The sequence below is a fragment of the Pseudomonas reactans genome (assembly GCF_013387025.1).
GTDB lineage: Bacteria > Pseudomonadota > Gammaproteobacteria > Pseudomonadales > Pseudomonadaceae > Aquipseudomonas > Aquipseudomonas reactans.
The window spans coordinates 375,685-396,964 of the sequence record NZ_JACAQP010000005.1 but is presented as its reverse complement, the minus strand read 5'-3'; the positions used below and the strand labels follow the sequence as shown (position 1 = coordinate 396,964).

The following is a 21,280-nucleotide window of genomic DNA, read 5'->3' as shown; positions in this document are numbered from 1 at the left end:
GTTGAGCCCGTCCAATACCGTCGAAGTGTTGTACAACGACCATCACCACTGGCTCACCGGCTGGTTGCGACGCAAGCTCGGCTGTCCGGAAAGCGCCGCCGACCTGGCCCAGGACACCTTCATCCGTGTGCTCACCGCACGGGAAACACCCACGTTGGTCGAGCCCCGCGCGTTCCTCACCACAGTCGCCAAGCGTGTGCTGTTCAACTTCTACCGCCGCCAGGACCTGGAGCGCGCCTACCTCGACGCCTTGGCGCAGATGCCCGAGCACGTGGCACCGTCGGAAGAAGAACGCGCCATCATCCTGCAAACCCTGGTGGAGTTGGACCAACTGCTCGACGGCCTGCCCGTCCAGGTGAAGCGGGCCTTTCTGCTGGCCCAACTCGATGGCCTGACCTACGCGCAAATCGGCGCGGAACTGGGCATTTCCATCGCCACCGTCAAACGCCACCTGAGCAAAGCGGCTATGCGCTGCTACTTCGCCCTATGAACTTCTCCACCCAAGTCGCCGAACAAGCCGTGCACTGGCTGATGGAAATGCAGCAAGGCGCGCTCAACCCACGCCAGCAAGCCGCGTGGCAACAGTGGTTGAACGCCCACAGCGAACACCAGCGCGCCTGGGACCATATGCAACGCGTCAACCAACGCCTGCGCGGCATGCCCTCGCCCCTGGCCCATGCGGCGTTGAATGCGCCAACCTCCACCAGCCGTCGTCAGGCGCTGAAATTGCTGTTGATCCTCGGCGCCGGTTCCGCTGCCGCCTGGAGCCTGCGCCAGCAACATATCCTGCCGCCGCTGACCGCCGACTACCGCAGTCCCGTCGGCCAGCGACGCAAGGTGCAATTGGCCGACGGCAGCCAGTTGCAGCTCAACACCGGCAGCGCGGTAGATGTGCATTTCGATGGCCAGCAACGGCTGATCCGCCTGCTTGAAGGCGAGATCCTGTTGACCGGTATTGCGGGCAGCACACCGTTGCAGGTGCTGACCGGCCAGGGCCTGCTCACCAGCCAAGTGGCGCGCTTTAATGTGCGGCAATTCAACGATCACACCCAACTGGCGGTGCTCGACGGTCACGTCGAGGTCATGCCCAACACCTACAGCGGCCTGCCGCTGAACGTCCAGGCCGCGAATCAAGTCAACTTCACCCGCAAAGGTTGGGACACCCCGCGCCCCACCGACGCCAACAGCGGCGCCTGGGCCGACGGCATGCTGGTTGCTGCCCACATGCGCCTGGAAGATTTCCTCGGCGAACTCGGCCGTTATCGCCGTGGCCAGGTCAATTGCGACCCACAGGTGGCCAACCTGCTGATCTCCGGCAGCTACCCGCTGGACGACAGCGAACGCATTCTCGACCTGCTGGAAGTGAGCCTGCCGGTGAAGGTGCGGCGCTTTACCCGCTACTGGGTGACCGTGCAGGCACGCGCCTGAAATTAATTCAAAAAACGGTGAGCCGTTTTCCACCCCTCGCGTGACAGAGAAGGAAAGCCACCTTGATCCTTCCTTCTCAGGACCGCTCTTCATGCCCCAGCAACCGACGCTTCTTGCCCGCACCTTGCGCCAACTTCTACTCGGCGCCAGCCTCAGTCTGACCGTGCTACCCCCGGTGATGGCGGCCGACGCCAAGCCCTATCACATCGCCCCGACGTCGCTGGAAGCTGCACTGAACCAGTTTGGCCGCGAAGCCGGCGTGTTGATCTCCTTCGGTTCCGAAGTGACGGCGGGTATGCAGAGCCGTGGTTTGTCCGGCAACTACAGCGCCGCGGACGGCCTGCAGAAACTTCTGGAGGGCACCGGCCTGCAAGCCCGTGCCGAAGGCGACAATGCCTACAGCCTGCAACCGGCCACTGCACCGGCCAGCATTGAGTTAGGCACCTCCAGCGTGGTCGGCGACTGGCTGGGCGACGCGGCGCAGACCAATGTGTTCGAACACCCCGGCGCCCGCGATGTGATCCGTCGTGAAGAGTTCGAACGCCAGGGCGCCACCCAGGCCAAGGACGTGCTCAACCGCATTCCCGGCGTCAACGCCCCGGACAACAACGGCACCGGCAGCCACGACATGGCGCTGAACTTCGGCATTCGTGGCCTCAACCCACGCCTGGCGTCGCGCTCCACGGTGCTGATGGACGGCATTCCGGTGCCGTTCGCGCCCTACGGCCAGCCGCAGCTTTCCTTTGCGCCGATCAGCATGGGCAATATGGACGCGGTCGACGTGGTGCGCGGCGGCGGTGCGGTGCGCTACGGCCCGCAGAACGTCGGCGGCGTGGTCAACTTCGTGACCCGTGCGATCCCGGATGCACCCACGGTCAAAGGCGGCTTGCAGACCGAAACCAGCCCGTCCTCCAGCCACGACGGCTTCAAGACCACCGGCAACCTGCTGGCCGGCGGCACGGCTGACAACGGCCTGGGCGGGGCGATTCTGTACTCCGGCACCCGTGGCGGCGACTGGCGCGAAAACAGCAACACGCGCATCGACGACCTGATCCTCAAGGGCAAATACCAACTGGATGACGCCAACAGCTTCAATGCGATGGCGCAGTACTACGAAGGCCAGGCCGATATGCCGGGTGGCTTGAACGTCGCGGACTACAAGGCGGATCCCTACCAGTCCACCCGCCCCTACGACAAATTCTGGGGCCGCCGTACGATGTTCAACGTGGGCTATCGCTATGAGCAGGACCGCCGCGAATTCACCGTGAACAGTTTCTTCACCAAGACTTTGCGCAGCGGTTACCTGGACCAGGGCACCTTCCTCTCGCTGTCCCCACGCGAATACTGGGTACGCGGCATCGAAACCCGCTTCGCCCAAGGTTTCGACCTGGGCCCGACCAGCCATGAAGTCGGCGTCGGCTACCGCTACATCAACGAGGCCGGCCACGAACTGCGCTACCGCACGCCGATTGCCGCCAACCAGCAGATTCCCACTACCAACAGCCGCAACGACCGCGACACCCGTGGCGGCACGGAAGCCAATGCGTTCTTCATCGATGACCGGATTGATATCGGCAAGTGGACCATCACGCCGGGCGTTCGCTACGAGATGATCGAGTCCCAGCAGACCAACAACCTGACCAACGTCAAATACAAAGGCGACTACAACACCGCGCTGCCGGCACTGAACGTGCTGTACCACCTCAGCGATAGCTGGAACCTCTACGCCAACACCGAAGGTTCGTTCGGCAGCGTGCAGTACAGCCAGATGCCGAACCGCGTGACCAGCGGCGAAGTGAAACCGGAAAAAGCCCGCACCTGGGAACTCGGCACTCGCTACGACGACGGCAGCTTGCGTGCGGAAATCGGCGCGTTCCTGATCAACTTCGACAACCAGTACGAAAGCAACCAGACCAACGACTCGGTGATTGCCCGCGGGGAAACGCGCCACCAGGGTATCGAAACCAGCGTCAACTACGCGCTCGACGGTTTGAGCCCGGCCCTGGCAGGCTTTGATGTGTACGCCACTTACGCCTACGTCGACGCCACCATCCGCGAAGACGGCCCGAACAAAGGCAACCGCGTGCCCTTCTCCTCCAAGCACAAAGGCACCCTCGGCGTGGGCTACACCGAAGGCCGCTGGAAGCTCAACCTGGACAGCAGCTACCAGAGCAGCCAGTTCGCCGACAACGCCAACACCGAGAAGGAAACCGCCAACGGCGCCAACGGACGCATCCCTGGCTACATGCTGTTCAGCAGCCGTGCGGCCTATGACTTCGGCCCGCAATTGTCGGATTTGAATGTGGCAGTGGGTGTGAAAAACATCTTCAACACCCAGTATTTCACCCGCTCGTTCGACGATAACAACAAGGGTAAATACGTCGGCGAACCGCGTACGGTCTACGTGCAGACCTCCATTGCGTTCTAACGCCACTCAAACGAAAACGGGCCTGCAAATGCAGGCCCGTTTTTAGTGGAGCGTGAGAAAACGGTCAGCCGTTGAACACGGCGCGTTCTTTTTCCAGAAACTCCTGCTCAAGCTCATCTTCGTTGACTTTGGTGGTCGGCTGGTTTTTCCCGGCAGCGCGTGGCTTGCCTTGCAGTTTGCCGAACAGATGTTCCAACGCATGGTCCAGCTTGGTCGCCGCACCGTCGATCGCCTGTTCCAGGGTATCGGCTTTGTGCAGCACGGACAGCGGTTGATGGCCTTTTGGCCGCGCTTCCAGGCGGCAACTTAAATCGTGGGGACCGGGCTTGTCGCCGTTCTCATCCCGCAGGTAGACCTCCACTCGGGTCAGGTCTTCTTCATAACGTTCGAGCGTGCTCTCAATGGTAGTACGTACCCACTCCTCCAGTCGGATGCTGCTTTCAATATGGTTATCGCTATTGACTTGGATTTGCATAGTTCTTCCCTTATTTCAGCTAGCTCGCGAGAGGTCACAACTGCAACACCGGGTCGGTGAAACCATGACCTCTTGATTACACAATTGAGCAGTCAGCAGAACAATTCAACCCCTTTGCAAAGATAAATCCCACATTACAAATTAAGTCTGACTACGAGCAAAAACGCTGTTAGGGTGGGGAGTTGGTTACATCTTCTTATGCCCAGCCAACCTCACAATTGCCCCTCTCCCAACGGGTGCAATCCGCGGAAAATCCCTGCTTCTTCAACCAACCAATCGTGCACCGCGCGAACGCCCGGGTGGCTCAGTGCGCCTGGCGCATAGAGCAATACGTAACGTTTGTGGTTAGGCACGGCCAGGCCGAAGGGCACGATCAAGGTGCCACGCTCCAGCTCATCGTTGAGCAAGGTGCGCCGCGCAATGGCCACGCCCATGCCGGCGATGGCGGCTTCGATGGTCAGGTGGTTGCGGTTGAAGGTGTGCCCGCGACGCACGTCGGCGTGGTGATAGCCGATTGCATTCAGGTAAAACTCCCACTCGGCGCACTCATAACTCCCACGCCAGGCGGTGATGTCGTGCAGCAGTGGGAAATGTACCAGATCAGCGGGGCCATGCAGCGGTGGCCGGCCGCGCAGCAGGCTCGGGGCGCAAACGGGGAAAATCTGTTCGTCCAGCAGGGCTGTGGATAACAGGCCAGGGTAGCTGCCGTCGTTCAAGTCAATGGCCAGGTCGAAGTCACCCTCATGCAGGGCGATGCTGCTGTCTTCAGCGACCATACGCAATTGGATATCCGGAAAGCGCTGCTGCAAGCGCGGTAACCGAGGGGTCAGCCACTTGCCGAGAAACGACGGGATCGAGCGCAGGCGCAGGGTGCCGCTGATCATTCCCGCGTCCAGGCGCTGCAACTCCGCGTCGATACTGCCGTAAGCCTCCCCCACCGTTGTCGCCAGTCGCTGCCCCTCGGCACTCAGCTCCACCCCCCGCGCGCGCCGATGAAACAAGCGGAAACCCAATCGCTCCTCCAACTGACGGATCTGCTGGCTCACCGCGCCTGGCGTGATGTGCAGTTCCTCGGCGCAGCGGGTGAACGACAAATGCCGTGCAGCACAGGAAAACACGTGCAACCAGACATACGTCTGGCCATGAAGGGGCCGGGTCATAGCGTTTAGTCCTGCTAAAGGGTGTCTTAGGATAATTCGTTGGTCAGTGCCGTTCCAGAGGCTCAGTATCGCGCCAATTCCGCTCGCTCTACAAAACATGGCAGCGATTTCTACTCCATTGCTTGCAAGGCTTTAGCATGGCTATCAGTGTTTTCGATCTATTCAAAGTGGGCATCGGCCCTTCCAGCTCCCACACCGTCGGCCCGATGCGGGCGGCGGCGACCTTTGCCCAAGCCCTGATCGACCAACACCTGCTGAGCGACACTCGCCGTGTGGAAGTGCGTCTGTATGGCTCGCTGTCCGCCACCGGCGTCGGCCACGCCACCGACCGCGCCTGCGTGATGGGCCTGATGGGCGAATGGCCGGACCGGGTCGACCCCACCTCAATCAACGCACGCATCCAGCAACTGCGCGAATCCGGCCGACTGCTTCTCGCAGGTCAGCAGGACATTGCCTTCAACTGGAAGCACGATCTCCTACTGCTGGATGAAAGCCTGCCCTACCACCCGAACGCCATGTCCCTGCACGCCTACGGCGAAAACGGCCTGCTGAGCGAGCAAACCTATTACTCGGTGGGCGGCGGTTTCATCATCGAAGCGGCGGAAGCGGCCTCGGGCATTGCGCCGACCAGCGATGTGCAATTGCCCTACGACTTTTCCAGCGCCGTGGAACTGCTGGCCTTGTGCAACAAGCACGGCCTGCGGGTTTCCGAACTGATGATGGCCAACGAACGCGCCTGGCGCAGCGACGAAGACATCCGCAGTGGCCTGTTGCACATCTGGTCGGTGATGCGCGAATGCGTGGAACAAGGCTTGCGCGATGAAGGCATCTTGCCAGGCGGTCTGGACGTACCGCGCCGCGCCGCGAAATTGCACCGCAGCCTGTTGGAAATCGGCAAACCGAATGTCATCACGTCGACCTTGTCGGCTATGGAGTGGGTCAACCTGTTCGCCCTCGCCGTCAACGAAGAAAACGCGGCCGGTGGGCGCATGGTCACCGCGCCGACCAACGGCGCGGCAGGAATCATCCCGGCGGTGCTGCATTACTACATGAAGTTCAACGCCGACGCGTCTGACGACGACGTGGTCAATTTCTTTCTGGCTGCTGCCGCCGTCGGCATCCTCTGCAAGAAAAACGCCTCGATTTCCGGCGCCGAAGTTGGCTGCCAGGGTGAGGTCGGCTCGGCCTGCGCCATGGCCGCTGCGGGCTTGGCCGACATCCTTGGCGCCACCCCCGAGCAACTGGAAAACGCCGCCGAAATCGGCCTGGAACACAACCTCGGCCTCACCTGCGACCCGGTCGGCGGCCTGGTGCAGGTGCCGTGTATCGAGCGCAATGCCATCGCGGCGGTCAAGGCGATCAACGCCACGCAAATGGCCCTGCGCGGTGACGGCAAACACTTCATTTCCCTCGACCGGGTGATCCGCACCATGCGCGATACCGGCGCCGACATGCATGACAAATACAAAGAAACTTCACGGGGCGGCCTGGCCGTGAGCTGGGTGGAGTGCTGAGGAGCATTCCCTGATCGCCCCAACGTGAGCCCGCGCAAAAATAATAACGAGGCAATAACGATGACCGATGTACGTACACCTGCCGTAGAAAATCCCGCTGCCGAAACAACCGTGACCACCGGCTGGACCCAACACGACACCACCTGGATGCTGGGCCTCTACGGCACCGCCATCGGTGCCGGCACTTTGTTCCTGCCGATCAATGCCGGCGTTGGCGGCTTCTGGCCGTTGATCGTGCTGGCCCTGCTGGCCTTCCCGATGACCTTCTTCGCCCACCGTGGGCTGACGCGTTTTGTGCTGTCAGGCAAATCCGGTGACATCACCGAAGTGGTCGAAGAGCACTTCGGCGTCGGCGCGGGCAAGCTGATAACCCTGCTGTATTTCTTTGCCATCTTCCCGATCCTGCTGGTGTACAGCGTTGCGCTGACCAACACCCTGGGCAGTTTCATGGAACACCAACTGCACATGGCCCCACCGCCTCGGGCGATCCTGTCGCTGGTGCTGATCCTTGGCCTGATGGCAATCGTGCGCTGCGGCCAGGGCGTGATCGTCAAGGCCATGAGCGTGCTGGTGTATCCCTTCGTCGCGGCCCTGCTGTTGCTGGCCTTCAGCCTGATCCCCAACTGGAACGGCGCCTTCTTCGCCTCCGCCGGGGATGGCATGCCCATGCCGCTGTTCTTCAAGACCCTGTGGCTGGCGATTCCGGTGATGGTGTTTTCCTTCAACCATTCACCGATCATCTCCGCCTTCGCCGTCGACCAGAAACGCGTGTACGGCGCCCAGGCCGAGCGCAAAAGCAGCGGCATCCTGGCCACGGCCCACGGCATGATGGTGCTGACCGTCATGTTCTTCTGCTTCAGCTGCGTACTGGCACTGTCGCCGGCCGACCTGGCAGCGGCCAAGGCGCAGAACATCTCGATCCTGTCCTACCTGGCCAACCACTTCCAGACGCCTGTGATCGCCTACGCCGCACCGTTGATCGCGCTGGTGGCCATCACCAAATCCTTCCTCGGCCACTACATCGGCGCCAGCGAAGGTTTCCAGGGCCTGATCGTCAAATCCCTGCGCGGGCGTAACCGTTCGATGTCAGCCAAATGGCTGGAACGCTGCACCGCGTTGTTCATGGTGCTGACCTGCTGGGCCGTGGCCACCTTCAACCCGAGCATCCTGGGCATGATCGAAACCATGGGCGGGCCGATCATCGCGTGCCTGCTGTTCCTGATGCCGATGTATGCCATTCGTCGCGTGCCATCCTTGCGCCAGTACTCAGGCCAGATGTCGAATGTATTTGTAGTGGTGATTGGGTTGATTGCGCTGTCTGCGATCGTTTTCTCGGTACTGCCCTGAAATAGATCACCCAACAAAAAGGCGAACCTCGGTTCGCCTTTTTCATGTCCCGCAATAACGGCTCGGCGCCTTATGCGGCACGGCCTTTGCTGTACAGCTGTAGAGGGAAACGGACCTTGTGAAAACCTCAGCGACGGAGTGGCCGATGGTCAGGAGACGCGAACTAATCCCGACACCGGTCGTCAATGACTGCATGTTCTTATCAGGCGGTACGAACCATGGACAATCCTTTTCAGATCATCACCGACACGTTCACCCCTGAATACCGCGTCAACTTGAGCATCCAACGGCTGGACGGCAGCATCATGCTAACCCTCTCGAACGATCAAGGCGTGGTGGCCAAGCGCATGATCAGCGCCGAACAGCGCAATGATCCAAAGCGGCTTAAACGCCTGGTGCAAAGCATCCAGTTCGGCATTGCCATCGAACAGGGCCACAGCGCCATGGAGATACTGGCAGTGATGACGGATGGCGATCACAAAGTCCTGCATCGACCGCCGACCCGCGCCCTGCCATTCAGCGTCGGGCTTTAAAGCTCGCCCTTCTCGGTCTCCAGGCTCGCCTCGCCCTTGCGACGCGGGCCTTCGACCTTCACAGAGGGGAAGGCCGACGAGGCGTAGCGCACCACCAGAATCGCGAATGCCAGCAGCAGAATCCCGCCGCACAGGTAGATGATTCCCACGTCCGGCGGGTTGTGGTGCGACACGTTGGAGATCAATAGGCGCGTTAGCGCGGTGATCGCCACGTAGATCAGGAACCGCACGGGCATGTGGTTGGTCTTGAAGTAAATCCCGACCATCGCACCCAATTCCAGGTAGATGAACAGCAGCAAGATGTCATCAATCTTGATGTGCCCGTTCTCCAACATCCCCAGAAACTCCATCACCGCCGCCCAGGCCGTCACCGCACCAATGGCGAACAACGCCAGGTAGTGGAACGACTCGACGAACAGATTCCCCAGGGACTCGGCCAGCCCGTGCACTTGCTGGCGCAGCCTTTCGGCCCAATTGATCTTCACGATGATGCTTCCTTAGGTCGACTCGACCGGATAATGCGGGTTGGACGTGACGGTTGTTCTGCATGCAGAAAAAAGGCCAGGGGCAGGTATAAGATGATGGCGGGGTGACATGAGGTACTCCAAACCTGTATTTACGGGCTACATTAAAAAACTGCTATCCAAACTCGATGGTTTGGCTTAACCTTTTTACTGTATATAAATACAGCACTCCAGCAACACCCGAACACAAGGGCTACTCCCCTTCACTACTGCACCCTGATGACGAGGCCAAAAAATGGCTGTTGAAACCCTGTATCGCAGTACCCGCGACTTGGAGACTACATTCGTGGATCGCAAACTTGCCGACGCACACGACCAGATGCTTGAACTGGCAGAGTCTCTGATGGATGTCCTGTTGAAAAACGTGGAAGGCTTGACTGAAAAGCAGGCAGAAGACGCCGGTATTTTCATGGCCAAGAACCGCGCCGCCTTTGCAGCAGCGTTCAAGAACAACGCCAGCGCCCTGGCCGAGATCGGGCAGCCAGAGGCAGAGTAAGGAGGCCGGCCCGCCTCCGTTGATTCAGGGTGAACCAACAGGCTCAGGCAGACCGGCAACTCATCGTTTTACCGAAGGCTATTTACGCCTGCCACAGGGTTTTGCCGAAGAAGGTCAACGTGCGGTCCCACGCCAGTTGCGACCATGCGGCGTCGTATTGCGTGTCGGGGATACGGCCGTGGCCGATCGCCGTTTCGTTGGCAAAGGCATGGCGCGCCAGGTAGCGATAAAACGTCGCGTCCACACCTGCCGCGTGCAGCGTTGACTCCAGTTCCGCGACGGTATCTATGTTGAAAAAAGCATCCTGCGTGCCCCAATGGCCAATCAGCGGTGCTTTGATTTTTGCCGCATCCAGGTATTCAAGCGGTGGGAAGCCATACCAGACCACAGCCGCCGCCAGCTCCGGAATTGCATTAAGCGCCAACAGCGTCAACGCCCCGCCCATGCAGTAGCCGGTCACGCCCACTTTTTTCGAGTCGGCCTGCAGGTAACGCACTGCGCCTGTGATGTCCTGGGACACCGCATCGCCAAAATCCAGGCTGTCCATCAGGTGATGGGCTTCTTCCTCTTCCACAGTCGAGGCGCCGCGATAAAGGTCCGGCACCAGCACCCGGTAACCGCATTCGGCCAGACGGATGGCCACGCCCTTGATCTGCTCGTTAAGCCCCCACCACTCTTGAATCAATACGATGGCCGGCGCGCCTTCCAGCACAGCCGGGCTGGCCAGGTAGCCGTTGACCTCGGCACCGTCTGGGCGCTTGAACGTTACGGAATGCGCTGTTGCTTGATTGGACATGAAGACTCTCCGCGGCAAGTAGGAAAACGATGGCGGGCAAGCACCAAAAAGCGCCCGCCTTCAGAACCCTATCAGGATTTTTACGCTGACAAACCCTCCTCTCCCCTCGTTATGTACCACTGTGTATTAACGCACCCGCGCGACATATTCGGGATACAAAACACCGGTCTACTGGGCCTGCCTGAACCTTCCCTGATCAATACGCCGTGACCGAAGGTTCAATCACATAGGACCCGGAGAATAAAAATGCACGACTCAACACCGGTTGATCGCCTGATCGTCAACACTTATACCAACGGCCTCATCGGCCCCAGCCAGAAAATGCTCGGCCCACTCGCCGATGGCGGCACCCTCATCACCGGTACGCCACCGGGGTGTTGGGGCCCGATGATCACGCCCGCGTTTGAGGGCGGCCATGAGGTGACTCAACCCGTATTCATCGTCGGCGCTGAAGTCGGTGACGCCGTGGCTCTGAAGATCAAACGCATGCGCGTGACGTCGCTGGCCACTTCGTCAGGCGTCATGCGCTTTGTTGAGGGGCGCTATCACGGCGATCCCTTTGTCGCCAAGTTCTGCTCCAACTGTGGGCAGGAGCATCCCGCCAGCCATGTCGAGGGGATCGGCGCAGACGCCATTCGTTGCAACGCCTGCGGGGCGGAGGTCAGCGCGTTTCGTTTCAGCCATGGCTACGTCATCGTGTTCGATGCCGAACATCAGGTGAGCCTGACCGTTAACCAGTTGGTAGCCGACCGCCTCGCCGGCCAGGCACCGGATATGGCGGCGTTGCCGGAGATGTCCGCGCAACACTCGATTCTGTCCCTGGCCCGCGCCGATATGCCCGGCCTTGCCGCGCACATGCGGCCGTTCCTGGGCAATATCGGCACCACGCCTTCACGCGACCTGCCGGATTCCCACAACTGTGCCGACTTCGGCCAATACCTGGTCGGCGCGCCCCACCGCTACGGCATGACCCATGACCAACTGCACGCCGCAAAAACCGACGGGCATATGGACACTAACTCCGTACGCGAAGGTTGCGTGCTGATTTGCCCGGTAAGAGTCCCCGGCGCCGGGGTGTACATGGGCGATATGCACGCCCAGCAAGGCAACGGCGAAATTGCCGGGCATGCCACCGATGTGTCGGGCGAAACCGAACTCACTGCCCACGTGATCAAGGGGTTGAACCTCGACGGCCCGATCCTGCTGCAAAACCTTGATGACCTGCCGCCCATGGCTCGCCCGATGACCGACGAGCAACGGCTGCACGTCAAGGCACTGGGCGAGCGCTGGGGGCAGTTCGAGATCGAAGACAACGGGCCCATTACCTTTATCGGCAGCGGCGCCGACCTCAACCTGGCGACGGAAAACGGCCTGGAGCGCGCGGCGGCGGTCACGGGCCTGTCGATGGATGAGGTGCGCAACCGCGCAACGCTTAACGGTTCGATTGAAATCAGCCGGTTGCCGGGAACCGTTCGCGTGACGATCCTGTGCCCGATGCACATTCTGGATCGCATGGGGATCGGCTCACTGGTGCGTGAGAAGTATCAACTCTGACGGGGGCATCAGCGGTACAGCAAGCGCTCGGCCAGCTCATCCGCCACCCGGGCGGGTGAGCGTTTTTCCGCCTGGGCGTGGGCGAAGATCTCGGTGAGTCGCGTGCCGATGTTGGACAGGTGCGCGGTAATCGTCGGCAGTTCCGCTCCGCCGTGCTTCAGCGCGACGTAGATCAGGCCGCCGGAGTTGATCACGTAGTCGGGGGCGTAGAGGATGCCGCGTGCCTCCAATTGATCCGCGTTGTCCAGATGAGTCAATTGCGCACTGGCAGAACCGGCCACGGCGGCGCAACGCAATTGGCCGACGCTCTGACGGTTGAACACGGCGCCAAGACCACAGGGTGCGAGGATGTCGCACGGCGTGCTCAGTAACGCGTCGTTGGCGATGGGGTGCGCGCCCAACTGCTCCATGGCCAGTTGCACCTTGCCGTGGTCGATGTCGCTTACCAGCAGTTCGGCTCCGGCGGCATGCAGTTGTTCGGCCAAGGCGTAGCCCACATTTCCCAGCCCTTGGATGGCCACGCGCAGGCCTTCGAGGTTGTCGCTGCCCAGGCGCGCCATGGCAGTGGTACGGATGCCGGCGAACACGCCCATGGCGGCATGGGGCGATGGGTCGCCTGCGGCGGTGGTGCTGGTGACGTAGCGGGTATGCTGGGCGATGCAATCCATGTCCGCCACTGAAGTGCCACTGTCGACGGCGGTGATGTAACGGCCGTCGAGTTGCTCAACGCATCGACCAAAGGCTTCAAATAATGCGGCGCGGCTTTCTACGTGGCCGGGACGCAGGATCACGGCGGTACCCCCGCCCACCGGCAGACCGGCCAGTGCCGCCTTGTAGCTCATGCCTTGGGCCAGGCGCGCGGCATCGGCCACGGCACTTTCGTCGTCGGGGTAGGAAAGGTAGCGACAGCCACCGAGGGCGGGCCCCAGGCGACTGTTATGGATGGCGATGACCGCCTTCAGCCCGGTGGCCGGGTCGATGCTCAAGTGCAGCGATTCAAGGCGGGTGCTGTGCATGAGAGCAAACATCGTCAAGCTCCCGAATCACTTCTGGTAGTGGGCCAAGTATAGGCTTGCGGCAGAAAACTGCCGGACCAGGCTGGAATAAGCCGCCCGATTTCACAGGGCTTGCGACATAAGCACACAGGATATTTCCCAAGCCACTGGACGAAAATTCCCAGCAAGGCTAAAACGGGGGCATCTGCCGGAGAATGCAATGAATCCCCGCAAAGCCTTTTTCGCCTGCCTGGAACGCTCCCCACCCGCGCTTTTTGAAGCGGCGTTGTGGATTGCTGCCGAGCATGATCCGGCCGTGAAGCCCTTGCACATCCTGCAGGAAATGACCTTGCTGCAACAACAGGTGAGCCTGGGCATGCCGCTGTTACCGGCGGATGAACTGGGCCAGCCGCTGTTGCGACGCCTGAATGACCTGGGGTTTGCCCAGGATGAATTCACGCCCTTGCGCCCCGCCGCCGCCCTGCTGGACAAGGTCTTGCAGCGCAAACGCGGGCAACCCCTGGCCATGGGGCTGATCGCCCTTGAGCTGGCTCGGCGCTTGGAGATTCCCATGGTCGGCGTGAATTTCCCCGGCCATTTCCTGCTGCGAGTGCCCGGCGCCGATCACCTGCTGGATCCCTGCGGCGGCCGGCGCCTCTACCCGAACGATTGCCGCGACCTGTTGCAGCGCCAATACGGCCCCAACCTCAAGTTGCAGGCCGATCACCTCCACACCGCCGACCCGCGTTCGATCCTGCAACGGTTGTCCCGCAACCTGCGCCAACTGCACCTTTCCAACGACGTTCCGCTCCAGGCCTTGATCGACGCCGAACGCGTGCTGGAGCTGGGCAACGCCAGCGCCGCCGATTACCTGGCACGGGCCAGCCTGTATCAGCGCCTGGACTGTCCCAACGCCGAACGCTTCGACCTGGAACACGCGCTGATGCTCAGCGAAGACCCGATCCAACGCCTGCGCCTGACCGAGCGCCTGGGCCACCTGCCACCCAATTCAGTGGTGCATTAAGCCTGCGGCGCCTTGAGGATATCGCCCGGTAGCGGTCTCTTCGGTCCTTCAGCACCCGGCGAACGCACCTGAATAATCAACAGCGCCGCAATCACCGCCGGTATCGCGCAGAAAAAGAAAATCTGCTGCACCGGAATATGCATCGCCAGCAACATACTGCCAAACAACGGCCCCAGGATTGAACCAAAACGCCCCACGCCCAGCGCCCAGCCTGTGCCGGTGGCGCGCACGTGTGCCGGGTAGAAGTTACTGGCGAAGGCATTGAGGGTCAGTTGACCACCGATGATGCAAAACCCGGCCGCAAATACGCAGGCCACCAGGTAACGCGGGTTGTCATGATTCAGCCCGAGCAGAAGGGTGCATACCGCAGCCGCTGCCAGCACGCCGGACAACAGCCGCACTTTGCTTTTCAGGCGGTCGGCAAACCAGGCCATGCCGATGGCGCCCAAGGTGCCGGCAAACAGGAACATCGAGGTCACCAGGTTGGCCTCTTTCAACGCCAAGCCACTTTCCAGCAACAGCGACGGCAACCAACTGATCATGAAATACAGCAGGATTAGGCTGACAAAAAAGGTCGCCCAGATCAGCAGCGTCGGGCGCGCGTAGCCGTTGCGAAACAGCTCCACCACCGTCAGCTTGCTGCCCTGCTCCTGCTGGTTTTCGACCTCGCTCGCCACCGGCGGTTGCCAGCCCGGCAGCATCCGTGACGTTACGCTCTGCAGCCGCGCATAGGGCGGTGCATCACGCAGCAAACGCGGCAAGGACTCCGGCAGCAGCCACACCAGAAACGGGAACAACAGCAACGGCGTCACGCCACCCGCCAGGAACACCGCCTGCCAGCCGAAGCCTTCGATAAACCCCGCCGCTACAAACCCGCCCGCTGCACCACCGAACGAGAAGCCACACGCCGCCAAGGTCACCATCAACGTGCGCAGGCGCGGCGGCGAGTATTCCGACATCAACGCCATCGCGCTGGGCATCGCGCCGCCCATGCCGATGCCGCAGATAAACCGGGCGGCCATCAGCGTGTTCAGCGAATTGGCAAATACCATCAGCACCGTAAGCGTGGCGTAGATCAGTACGCAGCCGAGCAGGATGCGGCGCACACCGAACCGATCCGCCAGCGGCGTCACCAGCAACGAGCCCAAGGTCAGCCCCAACAGGTTGGCGCTGAACACCGGGCCGAATGCAGCCTTCTCCAGCCCCCAATCCTGAGCCAGGGCCGGCACCACGTAACCCAGCACCTGGGCATCATAGCCATCGGTCACCAGCAGCAGCGCCAACAACAGGAGAATCAACCACTGATAGCGCGACACCGGACGGGCGTCGAGTGCCGCACGAAAGCTGGCAATCTGATTGTGCATCGCAAGTACCTGTTTTTTATTTTTATGGAACAACAAGCATCAGGCGGCGGGTGTATCCGGCTGGTTGGCCGGGTGTGCCTGGACAAAGGCCGGATGCTGCGCCGCCAACGCTGCCACCCGCCCAATGCGCGGGTACGCTGCCAGCGGCACCTTGAAACGCTCGGCCGCATACAGTTGTGGGATCAGGAAGGTGTCGGCCAACCCCGGCTGCTCGCCGAAGCAAAACCCTCGGTCACCGATCAACTGCTCCACCGCGCCCAAGCCCTGGCTGATCCAGTGACCGATCCATTCCAACAGTTGCGCCTCGTCATGCCCCCATTGGCGCAGCAGGTTCTGGGTGCTGGAGTTATGCAGCGGATGGATATCGCAACCGATGATCGAGGCCACCGCGCGCTCATGGGCGCGGGTCGCCAGGTCCTTGGAGAGCAGCGGCACCTGTAAATAACGTTCATCCAGGTATTCGATGATCGCCGGCGACTGAATCAACAGTTCGCCCTCCTCGGTACGCAAGGCCGGGACGCGACCTTGCGGGTTGATCGCCAGGTATTCAGGCTGGCGGTTGGCGCCGCCCGCCGGGACCAGCAGGTTGACCGGCACCGCGGTAAAATCCAGGCCCTTGAGCGCCAGGGCAATGCGCACCCGGTACGACGAAGTGGAACGGTAGTAGGTGTAGAGTTCCATTACCCTGCCCTCCTAGCGCGCCGCGATCACGGTGCCACGGCATTCGCCGAACCCGATGGAGGCAAAGCCTTCACGGTTGCAGCGCGCACGCAGGATGATTTCGTCGCCGTCTTCAAGGAACTTGCGCACTTCGCCGGACGGCAATTCAACGGCTTTTTTGCCGCCTTCGGTCATTTCCAGCAGGCTGCCGAACTGACCGGCTTGCGGGCCGGACAAGGTGCCCGAACCAAACAGATCGCCTGCCTGCAATTGGCAACCGTTGACGCTGTGGTGGGCCACCAATTGCGCAACCGTCCAGTACATGTGCAGGCTGTTGCTCAGGGCCAGGCGATGGGCCGGCAGGTTCTGCTCGCGCATGGCGGCAGTGGTGAGCAGCACTTCCAGCTCGATATCCAGGGCCCCTGCGGCCTGGTCACGTTTATCCAGCAGGTACGACAGCGGTTGCGGGTCGCCTTCAGGGCGCGCCGGTTGCGCTTTGCGGAACGGTTCCAGGGCTTCAGCCGTGACCACCCAAGGCGAAATGCTGGTGATAAAGCTTTTCGACAGGAACGGCCCCAGCGGCTGGTATTCCCAGGCCTGGATATCCCGTGCCGACCAGTCATTGAGCAGGCAGAAACCGGCGATGTGATCGGCCGCGTCACCAATGGCAATCGAATCACCCATCTCATTGCCCTGGCCGATCCAGATTCCCAGCTCCAGTTCGTAGTCCAGCCGTGCGCAGGGGCCGAAGGTCGGTTCGGTCTGACCAGCCGGCAGGGTCTGGCCTTTGGGGCGGCGCACGTCGGCGCCCGAGGTACGAATGGTCGAAGCGCGACCGTGGTAGCCAATCGGCACGTACTTGTAGTTGGGCAGCAGAGGATTATCGGGACGGAACAGTTTGCCGACGTTCTGCGCATGCTCGATGCCGACGTAGAAGTCGGTGTAGTCATTGATCCGCGCCGGTACATGCATTTGGCAATCGGCGGCGCGGTGCAGCACCTGCGCTTCACGGGTGTGCAGCTTGCTGCCTTCGGCCAGCAGTTCCAGCAGGCGCTCGCGCAAGGCTACGCGCGGGCCGCGACCCAGTTCAAAGAAAGCGTTCAGTTGACCACCGACAGTCGCTTCGACGGCGCGACGGGCTTCACCGTCGAACTCATCAATGGCGGCGTGCAGATCCAGGATCGAATCACCAATTGCCACGCCCGCGCGCGGGGCCGAGCCGTTGATGCTGAACACACCCAACGGCAGGTTCTGCAGGGGAAAATCGCTGTGACCATTGGCGGAGGCCACCCAGCTACGGGTAAGTGTGGACTGAGTCATGGGTTATCTCCGGTTCGGGTTGAAGGTGGCGGGCAGCGAGGCCCAGCACGCGTCATAAGTGGTTTGCAGTTGCGGGCAGTCCAGGGCGAACTGGGTGGGACGCAGCACTTGGCTGGTCTCGAACATGAAGGCCATGGTGTTGTCGATCTTGTGCGGTGCCAGCTCCACGTTGATGGCCTTGGTACAGGTATCGCCGTCCGGGCCGTGGGCACTCATGCAGCTGTGCAGCGACGCGCCGCCGGGCAGGAAGCCTTCGGCCTTGGCGTCGTAGGCGCCCTGGATCAGGCCCATGTATTCGTTCATCAGGTTGCGGTGGAACCACGGCGGACGGAAGGTGTTCTCGGCCACCATCCAACGCGGCGGGAAGATCACGAAGTCGAGGTTGGCCAGGCCGTGGGTGCTGGTGGGCGAGGTCAGGACGGTGAAGATCGACGGGTCCGGATGATCGAAACTCACGGTGCCAAGGGTGTTGAAGCGGCGCAGGTCGTATTTGTACGGCACGTTGTTGCCGTGCCAGGCGACTACGTTGAGGGGCGAATGGTCCAGCTCGCAGGCCCAGAGTTCGCCGAGGAATTTCTGCACCAGTGTTGTCGGTTTCTTCACGTCTTCGTAGTGGGCGACCGGCGTCAGGAAATCACGCGGATTGGCCAGGCCATTGCTGCCGATGGGGCCCAGGTCCGGCAGGCGCAACGGCGCGCCATGGTTCTCGGCGACGTAACCGCGCGCTTGCGCATCCAGCAACTCAACGCGGAATTTGAGGCCGCGCGGCAGCACGACGATTTCCAGCGGTTCCACTTCCAGCACGCCCAATTCGGTGGCGATGCGCAGGCGGCCTTGCTCTGGGACAATCAACAGTTCGCCATCAGCGTTGAAGAACACACGCTCCATGGAACGGTTGGCGCGGTAGTTGTAGACGCTGATGCCTGAAGGCTTTTGCGCCGCCGAATTGGCGACCATGCCTACCAGCCCATCAATGAAATCCGTCGGTTCGCTCGGCAAATCCAACGGATTCCAGCGTAAGCGATTGGGCGTCACCTCCCCCAACGGCCCACCGGCCAATTGCCGCTCCAATTTGATGAAAGCAGGATGATTGGCCGACGGCTGAATGCGGTACAGCCAGGTGCGCCGGGCTTCACTGCGCACCATGGTGAACGCCGTGCCGGAGAACAGTTCGGTGTACAGCCCATAGGGCGCTTTTTGCGGGGAGTTCTGGCCGACCGGCAGTGCGCCGGGCAAGGCTTCGCTGGCGAATTCATTGCCGAAGCCCGACAGGTATTCGAGGTTCATGGATCGTCCTCTGTGCGGAAGTTGTTTTTATCGTAATCCAGTTACGCATAACGTAATTTGATCACTATCGACCGTCAAGCTATAAAGACGCCCATTCATCTCTCGGATTCTCGCCCCTCCATGGAAAAGCCCCGCGACACCGGTAAACAGAAAGTCCGCTCGGCCGAAGTAGGCACCGATATCCTCAAGGCCCTGGCCGAGTTGTCCCCGGCCACTTCGCTGTCGCGCCTGGCCGAACACGTGCAGATGCCGGCGAGCAAGGTGCACCGCTACCTGCAGGCGCTGATCGCCTCGGGTTTCGCCGAACAGAACACCGCCACCAACCACTACGGGCTGGGCCGCGAAGCCTTGCGCGTGGGCCTGGCGGCGCTGGGCAGCATGGATGTTTTGAAAGTGGGCGCGATGCCCCTGGCGGAGCTGCGCGATGAGTTGAATGAAACCTGCTTCCTGGCGGTATGGGGCAACCAGGGCGCGACCGTGGTGCAGATCGAACCCGCCGTGCGCGCCGTCACCGTGGTGACGCAATTGGGTTCGGTGCTGCCGCTGCTCAGTTCGTCCACCGGGTTGGTGTTCAGCGCGTTTCTACCGTCGCGGGAAACCGTGGAGCTGCGTGAACGCGAAATCCAGGCTGGCATCGCCCATGCCCTGGCAGATGACCAGGCCTACGCCACCGCCTGCGAACAGATCCGCCACCGTGGCCTGCATTTTGTGCATGGTTTGTTGATGCCCGGCGTCGACGCGTTATCCGCGCCGGTATTCAACGCTATCGGGCAAGTGGCAGCGGTGATGACCGTGGTCGGCCCCACCTCGTTATTCCACGCCGACGAAGACGGCCCGGCGGCGCAGCACTTGCTGGCGGCCACCCGGGCCGTGAGTTGGCGCATGGGCTATCAGCCCTGAACTAGTCGTGCCACTGCACCAGGGCCAGCGCCACGCGGTTTTCCAGGGCGCGGATCGGTGCGGCGGTGCTCAGGTAGTTGTTGCTGATCATTGAAAACACCAGGCGCCGGCCCTGGGTGTCGGTGATGTAGCCGCTCAAGGACGACACGCCGGCCATGGAGCCGGTCTTGGCGTGCAGATTGTTTTCCGCCGCCGTCCCGCGCAAGCGATAACGCAAGCTGCCGCCGATCATGCGATCGGAGTTTCCAGCGATCGGCAAGGCGTTGTACCAGGCCTCGAACCAAGGCTGTTTGGCCGTCGCCACCAGCAGATCGGTGAGGTTCTGCGACGACACCAGATTGCGCCGCGACAAGCCCGAACCATCGACCTGGCTCAGCGTCATCGGGTCCAGACCCTGGCGGCGCATGAAGTCCGCCACTGCCGCGACACCCGCCTGCGCCGTGCCTGCATTCGACACTTTACGCCCCATGGCCTTGAGCAAGGCTTCGGACATGTTGTTGTTCGACAGCTTGAGCAGCGGCGTGATCAGTTCCTGCAACGGTGCTGATTGGTGCTCGGCCAGGACCCTGGCTGTCGCAGGGGTTGCCCCACCGATCACACGTCGCCCAAGTACCTGAATGCCCTGCTGCGCCAACGCCTGCTCAAACAGATTGGCCACCAGCTGCGTCGGCTCCCACACACTTATCCACTGCCGGCTTTGCTTGCCCGGCGCCAATGCACCGGTGAGTTGCAGCAGATTGGTGCCGTGCTGGCGAGTGATGCCGTAATTGTTGCCGGGGCCACTGACTGCACGGTTATTCAGTTGCACGTAGTCGGTGGACGGGCTCACCACCACGCTGACCGGTTGGCCAACCATGGCGGGCGCCTTTGCCGTGACCAGAAGCGTGCCCGCATCAAAATCCGTGTTGGGCGATACGGTCAGCGCGGAAATCTGCGCGCCGTAGTAGGTGCTTTCATCGTCGTGTGCCCAGTCCACGCCCAGGCGTTCGGCGTCGAAAAAGGTATCGTCAAATACCAAGTCGCCCTGGACCTGGCGCACGCCCTGGCCCGCAAGCTGTGCCGCCAATGCCTGGTAATCAGCGAATTGCGTGGTCGGATCGCCCAGGCCCTTGAGGTACAGGTTGCCGGTGAGGCGCTCACCTTGCTGCGTGCCGTTGCTCAGCAGTTGTGTGGAGAAGCGGTATTGCGGCCCCAGTACATCCATCGCCGCTGCGGTGGTGAGCAGCTTGAGATTGGAGGCGGGAATCAGGCGGGTTCGCGGGTTGTGTTGATAGAGCGTGCTGCCGCTACGGGCATCACGCACCATCAGGGAAACCGTGGCGCCGTTGAGGGCCGGGTCAGCCAGGAGTTGCTCCAGGCTTGCCGGGGTGGAAGTCGGTGAAACACTCGCGCAACCACCCAGCAAAACGCTCAAGCACAGCAGATGTAGCCATCGTCCAAAATGCATCAGTATCGTTTCCGCCAAGACATCAGTG

20 protein-coding genes are annotated in these 21,280 nt (G+C 61.5%); 10 read left to right on the top strand and 10 right to left on the bottom strand.

The annotated features are described in order from the left end of the window. Position 1: 1 nt before the first annotated feature. The 3 genes from HX793_RS06225 (at position 2) to fecA (ending at position 3,856) form a co-directional block, all read left to right on the top strand. On the top strand, positions 2-490 hold the full coding sequence (locus tag HX793_RS06225; RefSeq protein ID WP_033902504.1) for a sigma-70 family RNA polymerase sigma factor: 489 nt from the start codon (positions 2-4) through the stop codon (positions 488-490). Then, positions 487-1,428 (top strand): FecR domain-containing protein, encoded by a 942-nt coding sequence (locus HX793_RS06220; protein ID WP_177050086.1) that lies wholly within the window; start codon positions 487-489, stop codon positions 1,426-1,428. Before HX793_RS06225 ends, HX793_RS06220 begins: the two co-directional genes overlap by 4 nt. Positions 1,429-1,519: 91 nt before the next feature. Then, positions 1,520-3,856: a TonB-dependent Fe(3+) dicitrate receptor FecA gene (fecA, locus tag HX793_RS06215; RefSeq protein ID WP_177094882.1), complete on the top strand. Its 2,337-nt coding sequence runs from the start codon at positions 1,520-1,522 to the stop codon at positions 3,854-3,856. 64 nt (positions 3,857-3,920) lie between these two features. On the opposite strand, the gene HX793_RS06210 is transcribed toward fecA, so the two are convergent. Then, a complete protein-coding gene (locus HX793_RS06210; RefSeq protein ID WP_016978251.1) occupies positions 3,921-4,331 on the bottom strand; it encodes an HPF/RaiA family ribosome-associated protein in 411 nt (136 codons plus the stop codon). A 212-nt stretch (positions 4,332-4,543) separates the two neighbouring features. Beyond that, positions 4,544-5,491 carry a LysR substrate-binding domain-containing protein gene (locus tag HX793_RS06205; protein ID WP_178905461.1) on the bottom strand — a complete coding sequence of 316 codons (948 nt, stop codon included), beginning with the start codon at positions 5,489-5,491 and terminating at the stop codon, positions 4,544-4,546. Between the two features lie 137 nt (positions 5,492-5,628). Between HX793_RS06205 and HX793_RS06200 the strand changes: the two genes are divergently transcribed. The 3 genes from HX793_RS06200 to HX793_RS06190 all read left to right on the top strand — a co-directional run bounded on the left by HX793_RS06200 (position 5,629) and on the right by HX793_RS06190 (position 8,885). Continuing rightward, complete coding sequence (locus HX793_RS06200; protein ID WP_177050090.1) at positions 5,629-7,005, top strand: L-serine ammonia-lyase; 1,377 nt, start codon at positions 5,629-5,631, stop codon at positions 7,003-7,005. A gap of 60 nt (positions 7,006-7,065) precedes the next feature. Then, a complete protein-coding gene (locus HX793_RS06195; RefSeq protein WP_177050092.1) occupies positions 7,066-8,352 on the top strand; it encodes a serine/threonine transporter in 1,287 nt (428 codons plus the stop codon). Between the two features lie 218 nt (positions 8,353-8,570). Continuing rightward, positions 8,571-8,885 carry a DUF3509 domain-containing protein gene (locus HX793_RS06190; protein ID WP_177050093.1) on the top strand — a complete coding sequence of 105 codons (315 nt, stop codon included), beginning with the start codon at positions 8,571-8,573 and terminating at the stop codon, positions 8,883-8,885. Here the strand turns inward: HX793_RS06190 and HX793_RS06185 are convergent. After that, entirely contained in the window at positions 8,882-9,370 is a 489-nt protein-coding gene (locus tag HX793_RS06185) for a phosphate-starvation-inducible protein PsiE (RefSeq protein WP_016978246.1), read from the bottom strand. The genes HX793_RS06190 and HX793_RS06185 overlap by 4 nt on opposite strands. 274 nt (positions 9,371-9,644) lie before the next feature. Between HX793_RS06185 and HX793_RS06180 the strand changes: the two genes are divergently transcribed. Continuing rightward, positions 9,645-9,905, top strand: a complete 261-nt coding sequence (locus HX793_RS06180; protein ID WP_016978245.1) for a YebG family protein — start codon at positions 9,645-9,647, stop codon at positions 9,903-9,905. An 82-nt stretch (positions 9,906-9,987) separates the two neighbouring features. Here HX793_RS06180 and HX793_RS06175 read toward each other — a convergent pair whose 3' ends face one another. Further along, the gene (locus HX793_RS06175; RefSeq protein ID WP_177094885.1) at positions 9,988-10,701 is read right to left on the bottom strand and encodes a dienelactone hydrolase family protein; all 714 of its coding nucleotides are present in this window, start codon (positions 10,699-10,701) and stop codon (positions 9,988-9,990) included. 246 nt (positions 10,702-10,947) lie between these two features. On the opposite strand from HX793_RS06175, the gene HX793_RS06170 reads away from it, so the two are divergent. Next, on the top strand, positions 10,948-12,255 hold the full coding sequence (locus HX793_RS06170) for an acetamidase/formamidase family protein (RefSeq protein WP_177094886.1): 1,308 nt from the start codon (positions 10,948-10,950) through the stop codon (positions 12,253-12,255). 8 nt (positions 12,256-12,263) lie between these two features. Here HX793_RS06170 and HX793_RS06165 read toward each other — a convergent pair whose 3' ends face one another. Further along, positions 12,264-13,283 carry a Leu/Phe/Val dehydrogenase gene (locus HX793_RS06165; protein WP_016978242.1) on the bottom strand — a complete coding sequence of 340 codons (1,020 nt, stop codon included), beginning with the start codon at positions 13,281-13,283 and terminating at the stop codon, positions 12,264-12,266. A 187-nt stretch (positions 13,284-13,470) separates the two neighbouring features. On the opposite strand from HX793_RS06165, the gene HX793_RS06160 reads away from it, so the two are divergent. Then, the gene (locus tag HX793_RS06160; RefSeq protein ID WP_177094888.1) at positions 13,471-14,274 is read left to right on the top strand and encodes a SirB1 family protein; all 804 of its coding nucleotides are present in this window, start codon (positions 13,471-13,473) and stop codon (positions 14,272-14,274) included. Here HX793_RS06160 and HX793_RS06155 read toward each other — a convergent pair. The 4 genes from HX793_RS06155 to hmgA are packed head-to-tail and all read right to left on the bottom strand — an operon-like array spanning position 14,271 to position 18,905. After that, positions 14,271-15,638 carry an MFS transporter gene (locus tag HX793_RS06155; protein ID WP_177050099.1) on the bottom strand — a complete coding sequence of 456 codons (1,368 nt, stop codon included), beginning with the start codon at positions 15,636-15,638 and terminating at the stop codon, positions 14,271-14,273. The genes HX793_RS06160 and HX793_RS06155 overlap by 4 nt on opposite strands. 39 nt (positions 15,639-15,677) lie before the next feature. Continuing rightward, positions 15,678-16,319, bottom strand: a complete 642-nt coding sequence (gene maiA / locus HX793_RS06150; RefSeq protein ID WP_177094890.1) for a maleylacetoacetate isomerase — start codon at positions 16,317-16,319, stop codon at positions 15,678-15,680. A gap of 12 nt (positions 16,320-16,331) precedes the next feature. After that, on the bottom strand, positions 16,332-17,618 hold the full coding sequence (gene fahA, locus HX793_RS06145) for a fumarylacetoacetase (protein ID WP_177094892.1): 1,287 nt from the start codon (positions 17,616-17,618) through the stop codon (positions 16,332-16,334). Between the two features lie 3 nt (positions 17,619-17,621). Next, positions 17,622-18,905, bottom strand: a complete 1,284-nt coding sequence (gene hmgA, locus HX793_RS06140; RefSeq protein WP_177050105.1) for a homogentisate 1,2-dioxygenase — start codon at positions 18,903-18,905, stop codon at positions 17,622-17,624. A gap of 120 nt (positions 18,906-19,025) precedes the next feature. Here hmgA and HX793_RS06135 point away from each other — a divergent pair, with 120 nt between their 5' ends. After that, on the top strand, positions 19,026-19,805 hold the full coding sequence (locus HX793_RS06135) for an IclR family transcriptional regulator (RefSeq protein WP_095014802.1): 780 nt from the start codon (positions 19,026-19,028) through the stop codon (positions 19,803-19,805). Position 19,806: 1 nt separating this feature from the next. On the opposite strand, the gene dacB is transcribed toward HX793_RS06135, so the two are convergent. Then, entirely contained in the window at positions 19,807-21,252 is a 1,446-nt protein-coding gene (gene dacB / locus HX793_RS06130) for a D-alanyl-D-alanine carboxypeptidase/D-alanyl-D-alanine endopeptidase (protein ID WP_177094894.1), read from the bottom strand. Positions 21,253-21,280 lie beyond the last annotated feature (28 nt).

What these genes read in the sequence shown, in the direction of transcription:
- HX793_RS06220 (WP_177050086.1), top strand. Translation starts at nt 487, where the DNA reads ATGAACTTCTCCACCCAAGTCGCCGAACAAGCCGTGCACTGGCTGATG.
- fecA (WP_177094882.1), top strand. Translation starts at nt 1,520, where the DNA reads ATGCCCCAGCAACCGACGCTTCTTGCCCGCACCTTGCGCCAACTTCTA.
- HX793_RS06210 (WP_016978251.1), bottom strand. Translation starts at nt 4,331, where the DNA reads ATGCAAATCCAAGTCAATAGCGATAACCATATTGAAAGCAGCATCCGA.
- HX793_RS06205 (WP_178905461.1), bottom strand. Translation starts at nt 5,491, where the DNA reads ATGACCCGGCCCCTTCATGGCCAGACGTATGTCTGGTTGCACGTGTTT.
- HX793_RS06200 (WP_177050090.1), top strand. Translation starts at nt 5,629, where the DNA reads ATGGCTATCAGTGTTTTCGATCTATTCAAAGTGGGCATCGGCCCTTCC.
- HX793_RS06195 (WP_177050092.1), top strand. Translation starts at nt 7,066, where the DNA reads ATGACCGATGTACGTACACCTGCCGTAGAAAATCCCGCTGCCGAAACA.
- HX793_RS06190 (WP_177050093.1), top strand. Translation starts at nt 8,571, where the DNA reads ATGGACAATCCTTTTCAGATCATCACCGACACGTTCACCCCTGAATAC.
- HX793_RS06180 (WP_016978245.1), top strand. Translation starts at nt 9,645, where the DNA reads ATGGCTGTTGAAACCCTGTATCGCAGTACCCGCGACTTGGAGACTACA.
- HX793_RS06175 (WP_177094885.1), bottom strand. Translation starts at nt 10,701, where the DNA reads ATGTCCAATCAAGCAACAGCGCATTCCGTAACGTTCAAGCGCCCAGAC.
- HX793_RS06170 (WP_177094886.1), top strand. Translation starts at nt 10,948, where the DNA reads ATGCACGACTCAACACCGGTTGATCGCCTGATCGTCAACACTTATACC.
- HX793_RS06165 (WP_016978242.1), bottom strand. Translation starts at nt 13,283, where the DNA reads ATGTTTGCTCTCATGCACAGCACCCGCCTTGAATCGCTGCACTTGAGC.
- HX793_RS06160 (WP_177094888.1), top strand. Translation starts at nt 13,471, where the DNA reads ATGAATCCCCGCAAAGCCTTTTTCGCCTGCCTGGAACGCTCCCCACCC.
- HX793_RS06155 (WP_177050099.1), bottom strand. Translation starts at nt 15,638, where the DNA reads ATGCACAATCAGATTGCCAGCTTTCGTGCGGCACTCGACGCCCGTCCG.
- maiA (WP_177094890.1), bottom strand. Translation starts at nt 16,319, where the DNA reads ATGGAACTCTACACCTACTACCGTTCCACTTCGTCGTACCGGGTGCGC.
- fahA (WP_177094892.1), bottom strand. Translation starts at nt 17,618, where the DNA reads ATGACTCAGTCCACACTTACCCGTAGCTGGGTGGCCTCCGCCAATGGT.
- hmgA (WP_177050105.1), bottom strand. Translation starts at nt 18,905, where the DNA reads ATGAACCTCGAATACCTGTCGGGCTTCGGCAATGAATTCGCCAGCGAA.
- HX793_RS06135 (WP_095014802.1), top strand. Translation starts at nt 19,026, where the DNA reads ATGGAAAAGCCCCGCGACACCGGTAAACAGAAAGTCCGCTCGGCCGAA.
- dacB (WP_177094894.1), bottom strand. Translation starts at nt 21,252, where the DNA reads ATGCATTTTGGACGATGGCTACATCTGCTGTGCTTGAGCGTTTTGCTG.